General features: G+C 69.8%; 15 protein-coding genes and 1 riboswitch. Of the genes, 8 read left to right on the forward strand and 7 right to left on the reverse strand.

Annotated features, from left to right (window positions below; translation table 11 throughout):
• Window position 1: 1 nt before the first annotated feature.
• Window positions 2-637: a GNAT family N-acetyltransferase gene (locus ABZZ74_RS28320; RefSeq protein ID WP_356769589.1), complete on the reverse strand. Its 636-nt coding sequence runs from the start codon at window positions 635-637 to the stop codon at window positions 2-4.
• Window positions 638-686: 49 nt separating this feature from the next.
• On the opposite strand from ABZZ74_RS28320, the gene ABZZ74_RS28325 reads away from it, so the two are divergent.
• From ABZZ74_RS28325 to ABZZ74_RS28335, 3 genes are all read left to right on the forward strand, one after another.
• The gene (locus ABZZ74_RS28325; RefSeq protein WP_356769591.1) at window positions 687-1,598 is read left to right on the forward strand and encodes a MerR family transcriptional regulator; all 912 of its coding nucleotides are present in this window, start codon (window positions 687-689) and stop codon (window positions 1,596-1,598) included.
• 59 nt (window positions 1,599-1,657) lie between these two features.
• Window positions 1,658-1,870 carry an EF-hand domain-containing protein gene (locus tag ABZZ74_RS28330; RefSeq protein WP_133046657.1) on the forward strand — a complete coding sequence of 71 codons (213 nt, stop codon included), beginning with the start codon at window positions 1,658-1,660 and terminating at the stop codon, window positions 1,868-1,870.
• A gap of 139 nt (window positions 1,871-2,009) precedes the next feature.
• Window positions 2,010-2,672, forward strand: a complete 663-nt coding sequence (locus tag ABZZ74_RS28335) for an NAD(P)-binding domain-containing protein (RefSeq protein WP_356769594.1) — start codon at window positions 2,010-2,012, stop codon at window positions 2,670-2,672.
• 16 nt (window positions 2,673-2,688) lie between these two features.
• On the opposite strand, the gene ABZZ74_RS28340 is transcribed toward ABZZ74_RS28335, so the two are convergent.
• The 6 genes from ABZZ74_RS28340 to gcvT all read right to left on the reverse strand — a co-directional run bounded on the left by ABZZ74_RS28340 (window position 2,689) and on the right by gcvT (window position 8,762).
• On the reverse strand, window positions 2,689-3,246 hold the full coding sequence (locus ABZZ74_RS28340; protein ID WP_356769596.1) for a glycoside hydrolase family 25 protein: 558 nt from the start codon (window positions 3,244-3,246) through the stop codon (window positions 2,689-2,691).
• A 63-nt stretch (window positions 3,247-3,309) separates the two neighbouring features.
• The gene (locus tag ABZZ74_RS28345) at window positions 3,310-4,341 is read right to left on the reverse strand and encodes a phosphatidylinositol-specific phospholipase C domain-containing protein (protein WP_356769598.1); all 1,032 of its coding nucleotides are present in this window, start codon (window positions 4,339-4,341) and stop codon (window positions 3,310-3,312) included.
• 107 nt (window positions 4,342-4,448) lie between these two features.
• A complete protein-coding gene (locus ABZZ74_RS28350) occupies window positions 4,449-5,816 on the reverse strand; it encodes an L-serine ammonia-lyase (RefSeq protein ID WP_356769601.1) in 1,368 nt (455 codons plus the stop codon).
• 56 nt (window positions 5,817-5,872) lie between these two features.
• Window positions 5,873-7,141 carry a serine hydroxymethyltransferase gene (glyA, locus tag ABZZ74_RS28355; RefSeq protein ID WP_356769603.1) on the reverse strand — a complete coding sequence of 423 codons (1,269 nt, stop codon included), beginning with the start codon at window positions 7,139-7,141 and terminating at the stop codon, window positions 5,873-5,875.
• 14 nt (window positions 7,142-7,155) lie between these two features.
• Entirely contained in the window at window positions 7,156-7,533 is a 378-nt protein-coding gene (gene gcvH, locus ABZZ74_RS28360) for a glycine cleavage system protein GcvH (protein ID WP_240864476.1), read from the reverse strand.
• Between the two features lie 110 nt (window positions 7,534-7,643).
• Entirely contained in the window at window positions 7,644-8,762 is a 1,119-nt protein-coding gene (gene gcvT, locus ABZZ74_RS28365) for a glycine cleavage system aminomethyltransferase GcvT (RefSeq protein WP_356769605.1), read from the reverse strand.
• A 152-nt stretch (window positions 8,763-8,914) separates the two neighbouring features.
• Window positions 8,915-9,024, reverse strand: a riboswitch (glycine riboswitch).
• 177 nt (window positions 9,025-9,201) lie between these two features.
• On the opposite strand from gcvT, the gene ABZZ74_RS28370 reads away from it, so the two are divergent.
• The 5 genes from ABZZ74_RS28370 to ABZZ74_RS28390 all read left to right on the forward strand — a co-directional run bounded on the left by ABZZ74_RS28370 (window position 9,202) and on the right by ABZZ74_RS28390 (window position 14,893).
• Window positions 9,202-9,870 carry an AAA family ATPase gene (locus tag ABZZ74_RS28370; RefSeq protein ID WP_133046667.1) on the forward strand — a complete coding sequence of 223 codons (669 nt, stop codon included), beginning with the start codon at window positions 9,202-9,204 and terminating at the stop codon, window positions 9,868-9,870.
• 132 nt (window positions 9,871-10,002) lie between these two features.
• The gene (locus ABZZ74_RS28375) at window positions 10,003-10,797 is read left to right on the forward strand and encodes an enhanced serine sensitivity protein SseB (RefSeq protein ID WP_133046668.1); all 795 of its coding nucleotides are present in this window, start codon (window positions 10,003-10,005) and stop codon (window positions 10,795-10,797) included.
• A 153-nt stretch (window positions 10,798-10,950) separates the two neighbouring features.
• A complete protein-coding gene (locus ABZZ74_RS28380) occupies window positions 10,951-11,709 on the forward strand; it encodes an enhanced serine sensitivity protein SseB C-terminal domain-containing protein (RefSeq protein WP_356769752.1) in 759 nt (252 codons plus the stop codon).
• Window positions 11,710-12,023: 314 nt separating this feature from the next.
• The gene (locus tag ABZZ74_RS28385) at window positions 12,024-13,031 is read left to right on the forward strand and encodes an ABC transporter permease (protein WP_356769608.1); all 1,008 of its coding nucleotides are present in this window, start codon (window positions 12,024-12,026) and stop codon (window positions 13,029-13,031) included.
• 71 nt (window positions 13,032-13,102) lie between these two features.
• Window positions 13,103-14,893, forward strand: a complete 1,791-nt coding sequence (locus tag ABZZ74_RS28390; protein WP_356769610.1) for an ABC transporter substrate-binding protein — start codon at window positions 13,103-13,105, stop codon at window positions 14,891-14,893.
• Window positions 14,894-14,933 lie beyond the last annotated feature (40 nt).

The following is a 14,933-nucleotide window of genomic DNA, read 5'->3' on the forward strand; positions in this document are numbered from 1 at the left end:
CTCAGCCGCGCCGGAGCAGCAGCGCCTCCGCGCCCAGCGGCCGGTAGCCGGCCGCCAGGAACGTCCGCATGCTGCGGGCGTTCCCCGGCGCGACCTGGGCCCACAACGGCTCGGTGACGACATGCCGGGCGGCCCTCACCAGCGACCGGCCAAGTCCCCGGTGCCGTACCGCCGCGTCGACCTCGACCGACACCTCGAGCCGGCCGCCGATCCCGCGACCCGTCACCAGCACCCCGCCGTCCGTCGTCCACGCGCGCACGTCGTCGCGCCGGCCGCGGGCGTACACGATCCGCGGATGCGCGCCGTCCTCGATCTCCCGCAGCGCGACCGGCGGCTCACCCGGCAGCGGCCCGCCGACCAGCATCGCGTCGATGGTCTCGGCCGTACGGCCCGTGCGCTCGATGAACGCCGCCAGGAACCGGGGGTTCATCGGCGCGGCGAGCGCGTCGCAGCCGGTGGCGCGCAGGGCGTCGTACACCCACTCGGGGTCCTCGTCGGTGAAGACGACGGCGTGCGCGGTGAACGCGAGGACACCCGCGTCCCGTTCGCAGGCCTGCGGTACGACCGTCGTGCTGCCGTCCGCGGGCGGGAGGACACCGCGGGCCGCCGCGTCGAGAATGTCCCGCAAGGTCTCCATGACGGCGCTCCTTGAGTCTCCACCCACTGGAAGGCCCAGACTCGCAGACATGATCGACGACAGCACCGGGCTTTTCACCATCGGCGAGCTGGCACGGTCCACCGGGCTGACCGTGCGCACCATCCGCTACTGGTCCGACGAGGGCGTCCTCACCCCGGTGGGCCGCTCCACGGGCGGTTACCGGCTCTACGACGCCGAGTCCGCGGCCCGCCTCGAACTGATCCGCACCCTGCGCGAGCTGGGGCTCGGCCTCACCGACGTACGCCGGGTGCTGGACGGCGAGCGGACGGTGGCGGAGGTCGCGGCGGCGCACGTGACGGCGCTGGACGCGCAGATCCGCTCGCTGAGGGTGACCCGCGCGGTGCTGTCGACCGTGGCACGACGTGGCTCGAGTGCGGAGGAGATGACCCTGATGAACAAACTCGCGCGGCTGTCCGCGGCCGAACGCAGGCGGATCATGGAGGAGTTCGTGGAGGAGATGTTCCACGGGCTGGACCTCGCGGACCCCGACATCCGGGAGCGGATGCGGAACACCGCCGTCAACCTGCCGGACGACCCCACGCCGGAACAGGTCGACGCCTGGGTGGAGCTGGCGGAGCTGGTGCAGGACCCGGACTTCCGCGCGCAGATGCGCAGGGCGGCCGAGCTCAACCACGCAGGGCGGGGCCCCGACACGCCCGCCGGGGCGTCCAGGTGGTTGGCCAAGCGGCTGGTCGAACTGGTGGGAAAGGCGCGCGAGCGCGGGATCGAGCCCGAGTCGCCCGAGGCCGACCAGGTCCTGCGGGACCTGTTCGGCGACGCCGACCGTGCCGCGGTCCTGGAGCGCGTCGACGCGACCCACAACCCCAGGCTCGCCCGCTACCGCGAACTGCTGGGCATCCTCAAGGGGACACCCGTGCACACCTACGCCGACGAGTTCGCCTGGGTGGGGGCCGCACTGCGGGCGCGCACGGGCGGTTAGTCTGACCTGCGGCAGTACGCCGGTAAGACAGAGGAAACGCGACAAAAAGGGGCGGATCGGTGGCGGACATCGAAGCAGCGCGCAAGGAGTTTGAGCGGATCGACACCGACGGCGACGGGGTCATCACCGCCGCCGAGTTCAAGGCCGCTCTCGCCCAGGGGGGCGACTGGAACGTCACCGAGTCGGTGGCCGAGGTGATCATCAAGACGCGTGACCTGAACGGCGACAAGGTCCTGTCGTTCGACGAGTTCTGGGCCTACCTGAACAAGTGACGCGCACGGTGAAGGGGGCGCCGCCGGGCGCCCCCTTTTCTTTTCCCCCGTCCGGCCCGCCCCACGGAATAGTCCGCGGACCGCCCAGGTTGACGCCCCTCAGACGTATGCGTGTGCATCGACCATGGAAGGGCCAGTCATGAAGATCGGCATCATCGGGGCGGGCAACATCGGCGGCAACCTCACCCGGCGGCTCACCGCACTCGGCCACGACGTCTCCGTCGCGAACTCGCGCGGTCCCGAGACGCTGGCCGCGCTCGCCGAGGAGACCGGCGCGACGGCGGTGCGCGCCGAGGAGGCGGCGCGGGGCGCCGAGGTCGTGGTGGTCACGGTCCCGCTCAAGGCGGTCCCCGCCCTGCCGGACGGGCTGCTGGACGGCGCCGCGGAGAACGTAGCCGTGATCGACACCGGCAACTACTACCCGCAGCAGCGGGACGGCCGGATCGCCGGGATCGAGGACGAGGGCCTGACGGAGAGCGCCTGGACCGCGCGGCAGATCGGGCACACCGTGATCAAGGCCTTCAACGGCACCTACGCCCAGGACATCCTGGACCGGCCCCGCCCGGCCGGCGACCCCGACCGCATGGCCCTCCCGGTCGCCGGCGACGACGAGGCCGCGAAGCGCGTCGTACGGGACCTGATCGACCAGCTCGGCTTCGACACGGTCGACGCGGGCACCCTCGCCGACTCCTGGCGCCAGCAGCCGGGCACCCCGGTCTACGGCCTGCGCGAGGGCGTGGACGGAGTGACCAAGGCCCTGGCAGAGGCCTCCCCTGACCGCCCGGCGGACTTCCGCGGCTGATCCTTCCGTGGGCCGCTCAGCCCTCGGCGGCCCACTTCTTCAGCGCCGCCTTGTCGGCGAAGTCGGCGACGTCCTTGTCGTGCGGTTCGCTGGTGTACTGGTGGAAGCGCCACTTGGCCTTGATGCGCGGCTTGCCCGCCGTGACGTAGTCGGCGATCCAGAGGCCGTCGCCGGCGTACGAGGTGTCGTCGATGTTGAGCCAGAAGTCGCGGTTGCAGTAAAGGATGACCCTGTTGTTCGGGCGCAGGGCCTTCACCTTGCGGATGAAGCGGTCCTTCTCCGCGTTGCTCGCGTGGGTGCCGGAGCTGGTCGTCTCCCAGTCGACGGCGAGGATGTCGCCCGCCCTCTCCTGGGCGTGCTGGACGAAGTACTCGGCCTGGGCGTCGAGGTTGCCCGGCCACAGGAAGTGGTAGAAGCCGACGACCAGGCCGGCCTCGCGGGCCGTCTTGGTCTGGGCCGTCAGTCTCGGGTTGACGTACGAACGGCCCTCCGTCGCCTTGACGAAGGCGAAGGAGAGGCCGTCCGTGGCGTACGAGGACGACTGGTAGGCGCTGACGTCGATACCGTGCAGCATGGGGGGACTCCCTGAAGTTCCGTCGTGGGGACAGGAGTTTGCGGCACCCCATACCTTAGGACGTCAACTTCTCGCGGCCACCGAACTCAGCACGGACGCCGACTTGGCCGACCAGTCCGAGGTGATCACGCTCGCGTGGTCCGCCGCCAACAGCGCCAGCCTGGCGGCCACTTCGGCGTCCGTCGGGGTCGTCGAGGAGATCGCCGGTGAGACGCCGTACGCGTCCGTCATGATCAGGATGTAGTGGTTCGTGGAGTAGAACGACGTGTCGTAGCCGCTGTTGACGTAGGTCGCCGCGTCACCGTCGAAGAAGACGAACCACGGGCGGATCGAGGTGTCGTAGCGGGAAGTGCGCGGGTCGCCGTTCGCCGCGCCGAGCACCGCGGGGAAGGCCTGCGCCGCCGAGATGTCGCCCGCCACGTACAGGTCGCGCAGATGGTCGCCGTACTCCTCGTCCGTCCAGTAGTGGTCGAACGGGTTGGACTCCTCCACCGTGCCCGGGATCAGCTCGAAGATGAACTTGCCCTTCAACTGGTCCCGCGTCGGCCAGGCGTTCGCCTTCGCCGCCGCGTCCAGCGTGGAGTACGAGGAGCCCAGCAGATCGGCCGGCTTGTAGACGCTGTTGCCGAGCTTCTGCGAGACCAGGGTGTCGAACTCGTCGGGACCGAGACCGACGTCGTTGTTGAAGCCCACCTTCATCTCGACCTTCACGACGATCGGCGCGTGGTCGGGGTGCAGTTGCTCCCAGGCCGCCATGTTGTCCAGGCAGCTGCCGAGGTCCTGGTTGCGGTTCTTGCTGTACAGCTCGCTGGGCTTGCTGGCGTACTCGCAGTTGTTGTTGTCGCCGAGCGGGTTGCTGTGGCTCACCCGCCAGCGCCGGTTGAGGCTGTCCGCGTACACGTCCAGCTCCAGCAGCGAGGCACCAGAGTCCAACGCCTGCGCCCAGTACGTGTACTTGTCCTTCTCGTACGCGTTGTGCGTACCGATCGTCGTCGTCTGCGCGAACGTAGGCGACGCCGCGTGCGCGTTACCGGGCACCATCACCAGCATGGCGGCCGCACCCACGAGCGCCGCCAGCCGTCTCACCACCCGCATGGGTCAATTCCCCTTCGCCTTGGCCGAGTTGGCCGAAGCGTAGGGGGTAGCGGTTACTGGGCGGTAGACCTAAGGGGTACGTCGACTTCCGTACGGCAAAGGGGAGTTCAGCACTCGATGATGTTCACCGCGAGCCCGCCCCGCGCCGTCTCCTTGTACTTGACGGACATGTCCGCCCCCGTGTCCTTCATCGTCTTGATGACCTTGTCCAGGGACACCTTGTGGGAGCCGTCGCCGCGCATCGCCATCTTCGCCGCCGTGACCGCCTTCACCGCGGCCATGCCGTTGCGTTCGATGCAGGGGATCTGGACGAGGCCGCCGACGGGGTCGCAGGTCAGGCCGAGGTTGTGTTCCATGCCGATCTCGGCCGCGTTCTCGACCTGTTCGGGCGAGCCGCCGAGCACCTCGGCAAGGGCGCCCGCCGCCATCGAGCAGGCCGAGCCGACCTCGCCCTGGCAGCCGACCTCGGCGCCGGAGATGGACGCGTTCTCCTTGAAGAGCATGCCGATCGCGCCCGCGGCCAGCAGGAAGCGCACCACGCCGTCCTCGTCGGCGCCCGGCACGAAGTTGATGTAGTAGTGCAGCACGGCCGGGATGATGCCCGCGGCGCCGTTCGTCGGGGCGGTCACCACGCGGCCGCCCGCCGCGTTCTCCTCGTTGACCGCCATCGCGTAGAGCGTGATCCACTCCATCGCGTGCGCCAACGGCTCGCCCTCCGCCCGGAGTTGACGTGCGGAGACGGCGGCCCGGCGGCGGACCTTCAGGCCGCCCGGCAGGATGCCCTCGCGGGACATTCCGCGCGTCACGCACTCCCGCATCACCCGCCAGATCTCCAGCAGGCCGGCCCGGATCTCGTCCTCCGTGCGCCAGGCGCGCTCGTTCTCCAGCATCAGCGAGGAGATCGACAGACCGGTCTCGTTGGTCAGGCGCAACAGCTCGTCACCGGTGCGGAAAGGATACTTCAGCACGGTGTCGTCCAGCTTGATCCGGTCCGCGCCCACCGCGTCCTCGTCGACGACGAACCCGCCGCCCACCGAGTAGTACGTTTTCGACAGCAGCTCGGCGCCCGAGGCGTCGTACGCCCAGAGCGTCATGCCGTTGGCGTGGTACGGGAGGGCCTTGCGGCGGTGCAGCTTCAGGTCGTCGTCGAAGGAGAACGGGATCTCGTGGCTGCCGAGCAGCCGGATACGGCCCGACTCCTTGATCTGCTCCACCCGGTCGTCCGCCGTCTCGACGTCCACCGTCCGCGGGGACACGCCCTCCAGGCCGAGCAGCACCGCCTTGGGGGTGCCGTGGCCGTGGCCGGTCGCGCCCAGGGAGCCGTAGAGCTCGGCACGCACGGACGCGACGGAGCCCAGCAGGTCCTCGTTGCGCAGGCGGCGGGCGAACATGCGGGCCGCACGCATCGGTCCCACCGTGTGGGAGCTCGACGGGCCGATGCCGATCGAGAACAGGTCGAAGACCGAGATGGCCACGGGAACTCCTTGGAAAAGGGTGGGGGCACACGTCGTCGGGTGCCCCCACCGGGGAACTACTTGTTCAGACCCGGGTACAGCGGGTGCTTGTCGGCAAGCGCCTTCACCCGGGCCTTCAGCGCCGTCACGTCGTACGACGGCTTCAGCGTCTCGGCGATGACGTCCGCGACCTCGGCGAAGTCCTCGGCCGTGAAGCCGCGGGTTGCCAGGGCCGGCGTACCGATCCGCAGGCCCGAGGTCACCATCGGCGGCCGCGGGTCGTTGGGGACGGCGTTGCGGTTGACCGTGATGCCGACCTCGTGGAGACGGTCCTCGGCCTGCTGTCCGTCCAGCTCGGACTCGCGCAGGTCGACGAGGAGCAGGTGCACGTCCGTGCCGCCGGACAGGACGTTCACCCCGGCCGCTCGGGCGTCTGCCGCCGTCAGCCGCTCGGCGAGGATGCGCGCACCGTCCACCGTACGCCGCTGGCGCTCCTTGAACTCCTCGCTCGCCGCGACCTTGAAGGACACCGCCTTCGCCGCGATCACGTGCTCCAGCGGACCGCCCTGGAAGCCCGGGAAGACGGAGGAGTTCAGCTTTTTCGCGAAGTCCTTGCCGCGGGCGAGGATGATGCCGCCGCGCGGACCGCCGAGCGTCTTGTGCGTGGTGGAGGTGACGACGTCGGCGTACGGCACCGGGTTCGGGTGCAGCCCGGCCGCCACCAGGCCCGCGAAGTGCGCCATGTCGACCCACAGGTACGCCTCGACCTCGTCCGCGATCCGGCGGAACTCGGCGAAGTCCAGCTGCCGCGGGTACGCCGACCAGCCGGCGATGATCACCTTCGGCCGGTGCTCCTTGGCCAGCTTCTCCAGCTCGGCCATGTCGACGAGTCCGGTCGCCGGGTCCACGTGGTAGGCGACCACGTCGAACTGCTTGCCGGAGAAGTTCAGCCGCATCCCGTGGGTGAGGTGGCCGCCGTGGGCGAGGTCGAGCCCGAGGATGGTGTCGCCGGGCTGGGCCAGCGCGAACAGGGCGGCCTGGTTGGCGGAGGCGCCGGAGTGGGGCTGGACGTTGGCGTACTCGGCGCCGAACAGCTCCTTGAGACGGTCGATGGCGATCTGCTCGGCGACGTCGACGTGCTCGCAGCCGCCGTAGTAGCGGCGGCCCGGGTAGCCCTCCGCGTACTTGTTGGTGAGGACCGAGCCCTGCGCCTCCATGACCGCGAGCGGAGCGAAGTTCTCCGAGGCGATCATCTCGAGGGTGGACTGCTGGCGCACGAGCTCGGCGTCGACCGCGGCGGCGATCTCCGGGTCGAGCTCGTGCAGGGACGTGTTCAGGACGGTCATGCGGCCTCGACTCCTCAGCCGGCGTTCTGGGCGGTGTACTCGTCGGCGGAGAGCAGGTCGGCGGGCTCCTCGGCGACGCGCACCTTGAAGAGCCAGCCGCCCTCGAAGGGGGCCGAGTTGACCAGGGACGGGTCGTTCACCACGTCCTCGTTGATCTCGGTGACCTCACCGGTGACGGGGGAGTACAGGTCGCTGACCGACTTGGTCGACTCCAGCTCGCCGCAGGTCTCGCCCGCGGTCACGGCGGAGCCCACCTCGGGAAGCTGGGCGTAGACGACGTCGCCGAGCGCGTTGGCCGCGAACTCGGTGATGCCGACCGTCGAGACGCCGTCCTCGGCGGCCGACAGCCACTCGTGCTCCTTGCTGTAGCGCAGCTGCTGGGGGTTGCTCATGGCCTGAATTCTCCTGTACGCGGGGTGATGAGGAATGCCGGGGGGACTGCTGGGGACGTGGATGGGCGGCGGGCGGCGGGACCCCGAAGCGGTGCCGCTCCGCACAGTCTCTACTTCTGCCGCTTGTAGAAGGGCAGTGCCACGACCTCGTACGGCTCGTGGCTGCCTCGGATGTCCACACCGACCCCGGGCGTGCCGGGCGCCGAGTGCGCCGCGTCGACGTACGCCATCGCGATCGGCCTGCCCAGCGTGGGGGAGGGGGCGCCGGAGGTGACCTCGCCGATCACCTCGCCGCCGGCCACGACCGGGTACCCGGCGCGCGGGACGCGGCGGCCCTCGGCGATCAGGCCGACCAGGACGCGCGGCGGGTTCTCCTGGGCGCGGGCGGCCGCCTCGGCGAGCGCCTCGCGGCCCACGAAGTCGCCCTCCTTCTCGAACTTCACCACCCGGCCGAGCCCGGCGTCGAAGGGCGTCAGCTCGGTGCTCAGCTCGTGCCCGTACAGCGGCATGCCCGCCTCCAGGCGCAGGGTGTCCCGGCAGGACAGCCCGCAGGGGACCAGGCCGGCGGCCTCGCCCGCCTTGCTCAGCGCCTGCCACAGCTCGACGGCGTGCTCGGGCTTCACGAACAGCTCGAAGCCGTCCTCGCCGGTGTAGCCGGTGCGGGCGATCAGCGCGGGGACGCCGGCGACCGTACCGGGCAGGCCCGCGTAGTACTTGAGGCCGTCGAGGTCGGCGTCGGTGAGGGACTTCAGGATCCCGGGCGACTCGGGGCCCTGGACGGCGATGAGGGCGTAGGCGTCCCGGTCGTCGCGCACCTCGGCGTCGAAGCCGGCCGCGCGCTCGGTCAGCGCGTCCAGCACGACCTGGGCGTTGGAGGCGTTGGCGACGACCAGGTACTCGGTCTCGGCGAGCCGGTAGACGATCAGGTCGTCCAGGATCCCGCCGTCGGCCCGGCAGATCATGGTGTAGCGGGCGCGGCCCACGGCGACGGACGCGATGTTCCCGACCAGGGCGTGGTTCAGCAGGGCGGCGGCCTGCGGGCCGGTGACGGTGATCTCGCCCATGTGGGAGAGGTCGAAGAGGCCGGCCCGGGTGCGCACGGCCAGGTGCTCGTCGCGCTCGGAGCCGTAGCGCAACGGCATGTCCCAGCCGGCGAAGTCGGTCATCGTCGCACCCAGCGAACGATGCAGGGCATCGAGCGCGGTACGGCGGAGTTCGGTGCTGCTCATCGGACGGTCGTCTCCCAGGGCATGACGGGACAGGGCGAGGTCATTCCTCCCCATCTGTCATCGGTACCTGAGAGGTTCGCCCTGATCACGCGAATGACCGGGCTTGCACCGTGGGTGGGGCCACCGCACGGCGGCCCGCTTTTCAGATGTGCCTCGCCCGCGCGGTAACGGGGCCTGAGAGATTCAAGGGAGGGACTTGCTCCTTCGGCGCCCCAGCGACGTAGACCTACTCGCGTACTGGGGACTCTCCCGCGCGGATTCAAACGGCCGGTATGCAGTTGGCGCGCACATCATTGCACGCCTCGTCCGCTCGCGTCAGACCGCTCTTTGTGACGGGCCTGTGGCCGGAACCGAACGGAACCGCGAGACGCCGTGCATTACCTTCTCTTTACATTCAGTGGGGAGAAGCTTTCCTGACCCCGCAGGGAGGACGATCACGGTGAACAGGCCCACGGCGTACGCCACGACCTCGGCTCTCACGCTGCCTCGGCAGCCCTCGGCCCCGGCCCGCGAGCGGTGCGACGAGCTCCCGGCCCCCGTCGTTCGCGATCTGCGCGACCGCTCGGGCCGCAGCCCGCACGCCCTGCTCTTCGGACCCCGTGACCTCGTCGTCGTCACCGGCCTGCCCGGCAGCGGCAAGTCCACGCTGATGGCCCGCGCGGTCAGGGGCGCCCGCGTCGACTCGCAGGACGCCCGCGACCGCTGGGAGCGCCGGCTGCCGGCCCCGCTGCCGTACGCGCTCTACCGCCCTCTGGTCCGCCTCGCCCACTACGCCGGTCTGCGCCGGGCCGTGCGCGGCGGCGAGGGGGTCGTCGTGCACGACTGCGGTACGCAGTCCTGGGTCCGCGGCTGGCTGGCCCGCGAGGCCCGCCGCCGCGGCGGCACGCTGCACCTGCTGCTCCTGGACGTCACGCCGGACGCGGCGCTGGCGGGCCAGCGCGAGCGCGGCCGGGGCGTCTCCCGCTACGCCTTCCTGCGCCACCGCACGGCGGCCGCCCGGCTGATCCGCTCCGTGGAGCGGGGCGAGCTGCCCGAGGGCGTCGGCTCGGCGGTCCTGCTCGACCGGGACGCGGCGGACGCCGTCGCCAGGATCGGCTTCACCGGCTGACCCCGCGTCGGTCCCACCCACGCGTCCTCAACAGGATCGGCTTCACGGGCTGACCCCTTGTCGGTCCCACCCGCTAGCCTTTCCGGTCACAGCAGTGGTTCCCAGCAGTTCCCAGCAGACGGTCGGACACAGATGGACTTCCCAGCGGATCTCCCCGCGGACTTTCCCGCCCAGGCACACCCCCATCCGCACGGCGGCTGGCCGGGCAACGAACTGGAGGAGGTGCTCTCGGCCTCCCTCGGCATCCCCTCCGCGGGCGGCCGGATCATCGAGGTGCTCGGCCGCAGCTTCCTGTGGATCCCGCTGCCCAACGGCGGCGGTCCGCTCAGCGGTCCCCTCGACGTGCCCACGCTGGAGATCGAGGGCCAGGCCTACGTCCCGGTCTTCAGCTCCGAGGAACAGTTCCGCCAGGTGGTCGGCGGCCATCTGTCGTACACCGTCGCCCCGGCCGTCGAGTTCGCCCGCGGTCTGCCCCCGCAGGTGGGCCTCGCGGTCAACCCCGACGGCGTGGTCGGCATCCCCCTTCCGCCGGCCGCGGTCGCCGAGCTGTGCCGCGTCGGCCGCACCGCCCTGGACGGCCCCGCCTCGGGCGGCCGCGTCAAGCTCTACGAACCGGACTGGCAGGACGACCCGATCGACTTCCTGGCCGCGGCCTCCGAGGAGTTCGCCGCCGTCGGCGTGGTGGCCACGGCCCGCCGCTGCCTCGCCGCGATCGAGACGGCGGACCCGGTGATGTTCGTGGGCGTCGAACTCTCCCAGCGCGAGGGCGACCTGAGGGCGCTTCCGCTGGAGGCCCTCGGCCGGGCGGTGACCAGGATCCCCACCCAGTGGCCGGTCAACCTGGTCCTGCTGGACGTGACCGACGACCCGGTGGCCGTCTGGATGCGCGACCGGGTGCGCCCTTTCTATACGAGGGATCACTTCTGAGCCGCCGCCGGCGGGGGCAACGCCACACCTGGGCTCGCGCACGCACAACAGGCCCCGAGCAGCCAGGCGCTTAAGCTGTCACCCAATGCGGGGCAACTCTTCGAAGGGGCGGTACGTCAGGTGAGCGCGAGCCTCAGCGGCGGCGTCGAACAGATGCTGCGCCAGGTGACGCCCGGGCGCTACGACGCCTACGAGGCACTGCTCAGGGCGCTCGCCACCCCTGGCCAGGGCCAGATCTGGATGCTCCTGTGGCACGGCCAGGCGGGCGCTCCGGACGCCCAGTACGGAAACATGGAAGTGGACGGCTACGGCTACGCCCCGTGTGTCACCTCGGCCCAGGAACTCTCCGCCAGCGGCTGGAACCGCTCCTACGAGGTGGTCGACGGGATCGACGTGGCCCGCACCCTCTACCCCGACCACTTCGGCCTCTGGCTCAACCCGCACGCCCCGGGCGGCGGCGTCGGCATCCCCTGGCCGGATCTGCGCCGTATCGCCACCGGCCTGGAGCGCCAGCCCGCCGGCCCGCTGCGGCTGCAGGAGCCGACCATCGAGATCCCGCAGTTCTACGCCCTGCTCACGCAGAACGCCCACCGCACCCCGGCCGTCCGCTCGCTGCGCCGCGCCTGGGTGCAGCCGGCGCTCGGGGCGCCGTATCTCGCCATCGGTCTCGACGTCTACGACACTAGTCCGCCCGCCGTGGACTCGGTGCGGGCGATGATGCAGCAGTCCATCGGCGCGGTCCCCGACGGCCTGCCCGTGTCGACCGTCGCGATGTCCGACGAGTACGACCCCATCGCGCTGTGGATGCGGGCGAGCGCCCGCCCGTTCTACGACCGCGAGGCCCACGCGCCCGCGCCCGCCCAGGCCCCGGCGGCCGGATACGGCTATCCGCCGGCGCACGGCGCATACTGAGACATGTCTTCTGGTCCAGACCGGACCTCTGGTGATCTGCGCGCGTAGATGGCGCCGTAAGATCCTTTGATGCGCCGAATGCCCGAAAAGAACCCGTCCGACCCCCGTTACCCACTGTCCGGATAACGGAACCCTGCAGCCCGCATCACGTTTACGCATCCTTTCACCGCCAAGTCTGGCAACAGATCGCCAAAGCGTTGAAGACTCCCGCTCCAGGGGGACTTCGTCCCCGTGTACGAGGACTGATCACGCCGCCACAGCGGCAAGTGCGGGCCGGCTACCGCCGGTTGAAATCGAAGAGGGGTCCCTGCCTGATGACGGCACCATTGCACGAGCCGACCGCGGAAGCGGCCCCGAGCGCGGCCGAGGAAGCGGCGGTCGCCAGCGCCGACGCGAAGGCCGTACAGGGACGCTCCCTGGGCCGGATCGCCTGGGAGCGCCTGAAGCGGGACAAGCTCGCCCTGGCGGGCGGCATCATCGTGCTCCTGCTCATCCTGGTCGCGGTGTTCGCGCCCCTGATCGCCAGCCTGTACGGACAGGACCCGGACGCCTACCACGAGAGCCTGATCGACCCGCTCTTCAGCACCCCCAAGGGGTCCCTCGGCGGCGTCAGCGGCACCCACTGGCTGGGCGTCGAGCCGGTCAACGGCCGCGACATCTTCGCCCGCATCCTCTACGGCGCCCGGATCTCGCTGCTGGTCGGCTTCCTGTCCGCGATTGTCGCCGTCGTCCTCGGCACGGTGCTCGGCATCCTGGCCGGCTTCTTCGGCGGCTGGGTCGACTCGATCATCAGCCGGATCATGGACGGTCTGCTGGCCTTCCCGCAGCTGCTCTTCATCATCGCGCTGGTCTCCGTCATGCCCGACAACATGCTGGGCCTGACCGGCTCCAACGTGCGCGTGTTCGTGATGATCCTGGTCATCGGCTTCTTCGGCTGGCCCTACATCGGACGCGTGGTGCGCGGCCAGACCCTCTCGATGCGCGAGCGCGAGTACGTCGAGGCGGCCCGGTCCCTGGGCGCGGGGCGGTTCTACATCCTGTTCAAGGAGCTGCTGCCCAACCTCGTCGCCCCGATCATCGTCTACACGACGATGATGATCCCCACCAACATCCTGACCGAAGCGGCACTGAGCTTCCTGGGCGTGGGCGTCAAGCCGCCCACCTCGTCCTGGGGGCAGATGCTCTCGACGGCGATCGACTACTACGACTCGGACCCGATGTACATGATCGTCCCGGGTGTAGCGATCTTCATCACCGTTCTGGCCTTCAACCTCTTCGGCGACGGCGTGCGGGACGCGCTCGACCCGAAGGGCTCCCGCTGAACCGCCGTACCGCACAAGCGTCCCGTGGCACCAACACGGGGTCTCTCATCAAATCCGGAGGATCCGAGATCGTGACTACCCAACGCACCTCAGGGCGGCGCAAGCAGGCGTTGGCCGCTGCTGCCGCGGTCGCCGGGCTGCTGACCTTGGCAGCGTGCGGCGGCGGCAACGACAACGGGGGTTCGTCGTCCGGCGCCGCCGGCTTCGACGCCGCGAACAACAAGGTCGCCCAGGCCGATCAGGTCAAGAAGGGCGGCACCCTGAAGTTCGTCAGCACCCAGGACGCCGACTTCTGGGACACCACGCGCGGCTACTACGGCTTCATGTGGGACTTCGCGCGCTACTACAGCCGTCAGCTGCTGACGTACAAGACCGCGCCGGGTGCCGAGGGCGCCAAGCTCACCCCGGACCTCGCCACCGCCATGCCCGAGGTCACCGACGGCGGCAAGACCTACACGCTGCACCTGCGGGACGGCATCACGTGGGAGGACGGCAAGCCGATCACCTCCCAGGACGTCAAGTACGGCATCGAGCGCGTCTGGGCGCAGGACGTGCTGTCCGGCGGTCCGATCTACATCCAGCAGATGCTCGACCCGAACAACACCTACAAGGGTCCCTACAAGGACTCCTCCGCGGACAAGCTCGGCCTGAAGGCGATCTCCACGCCCGACGCCAAGACGATCGTCTTCCACCTGCCGAAGCCGAACTCGGACTTCCCCGAGGTGCTGGCGATGGTCGCGTCCTCCCCGGTCCGCCAGGACAAGGACACCAAGGCCAAGTACACGCTGCACCCCTTCTCCTCCGGCCCGTACAAGTTCCAGTCGTACAGCCCGGGCAAGGGCCTGGTCCTGGTCCGCAACACCAGCTGGAAGGCGTCCTCGGACCCGATCCGCAAGGCGTACCCGGACAAGATCACGCTGGACATCTCGTCCAACCAGAACGACTCCGACCAGCGCCTGATCAACGGCGACTACGACATCGACGCCAGCCAGACGGGCCTCGGCCCGCAGGCGCGCCAGATCGCCCTGAAGCAGCACAAGGGCAACCTGGACAACCCGGTCTCCGGCTTCATCCGCTACGCGGTCTTCCCGCAGACGGTCAAGCCGTTCGACAACATCCACTGCCGCAAGGCCGTCATCTACGCGGCCGACCACGTGTCGATCCAGACCGCGCGCGGTGGCCCGGTCGCCGGTGGTGACATCGGCACCAACATGCTCCCGCCGTCCGTCGCCGGTGGCGAGGGCCAGAAGTACGACCCGTACCAGATCGCCGGTGCCAACAAGAACGGCAACGCCAACCTGGCGAAGCAGGAGCTCAAGGCCTGCGGTCAGCCGAACGGCTTCAGCACCACCATCGCCGTCCGCAACAACAAGGCGCAGGAGGTGGCCACGGCCACGTCCCTGCAGGCGTCGCTGAAGAAGGTCGGCATCAACGCCGACATCTACCAGTACGACGGTTCGCAGAGCTCCGGCATCATCGGCGCCCCCGCGAACGTGGCGAAGAAGAAGCTCGGCATCATCATCATGGGCTGGGGTCCGGACTTCCCGACCGTCCAGGGTTACGGCCTGCCGCTGTGGAACAGCCACTACATCCTGCAGAGCGGCAACAACAACTTCGCCATGATCAAGGACAAGACGATCGACGGCCTGTTCGACCAGTACACCACCACGCAGGACGAGGCCGGCAAGACGCAGATCGCCACGCAGATCAACCACAAGGTGAGCGAGGGCGCGTACTACCTGCCCTTCACCTTCGAGCGGCTGCTGAACTTCCGTTCCTCGCGCGTCGGCAACATCTACACGTCGAACGCGTACAGCGGCTACTACGACTTCGTCAACCTCGGTCTGAAGTCCACGAAGTAAACCCGGCACACCCGCCGAACGGCACGAAAGGCAGGTGAAG

The organism is Streptomyces sp. NPDC006476, from assembly GCF_040612015.1.
GTDB classification, from domain to species: domain Bacteria; phylum Actinomycetota; class Actinomycetes; order Streptomycetales; family Streptomycetaceae; genus Streptomyces; species Streptomyces griseorubiginosus_B.

Coding starts and splice junctions, on each gene's coding strand:
- ABZZ74_RS28320 (WP_356769589.1), bottom strand. CDS start 637: ATGGAGACCTTGCGGGACATTCTCGACGCGGCGGCCCGCGGTGTCCTC.
- ABZZ74_RS28325 (WP_356769591.1), top strand. CDS start 687: ATGATCGACGACAGCACCGGGCTTTTCACCATCGGCGAGCTGGCACGG.
- ABZZ74_RS28335 (WP_356769594.1), top strand. CDS start 2,010: ATGAAGATCGGCATCATCGGGGCGGGCAACATCGGCGGCAACCTCACC.
- ABZZ74_RS28340 (WP_356769596.1), bottom strand. CDS start 3,246: ATGCTGCACGGTATCGACGTCAGCGCCTACCAGTCGTCCTCGTACGCC.
- ABZZ74_RS28345 (WP_356769598.1), bottom strand. CDS start 4,341: ATGCGGGTGGTGAGACGGCTGGCGGCGCTCGTGGGTGCGGCCGCCATG.
- glyA (WP_356769603.1), bottom strand. CDS start 7,141: ATGACCGTCCTGAACACGTCCCTGCACGAGCTCGACCCGGAGATCGCC.
- gcvH (WP_240864476.1), bottom strand. CDS start 7,533: ATGAGCAACCCCCAGCAGCTGCGCTACAGCAAGGAGCACGAGTGGCTG.
- gcvT (WP_356769605.1), bottom strand. CDS start 8,762: ATGAGCAGCACCGAACTCCGCCGTACCGCGCTCGATGCCCTGCATCGT.
- ABZZ74_RS28375 (WP_133046668.1), top strand. CDS start 10,003: ATGGACTTCCCAGCGGATCTCCCCGCGGACTTTCCCGCCCAGGCACAC.
- ABZZ74_RS28380 (WP_356769752.1), top strand. CDS start 10,951: ATGCTGCGCCAGGTGACGCCCGGGCGCTACGACGCCTACGAGGCACTG.
- ABZZ74_RS28385 (WP_356769608.1), top strand. CDS start 12,024: ATGACGGCACCATTGCACGAGCCGACCGCGGAAGCGGCCCCGAGCGCG.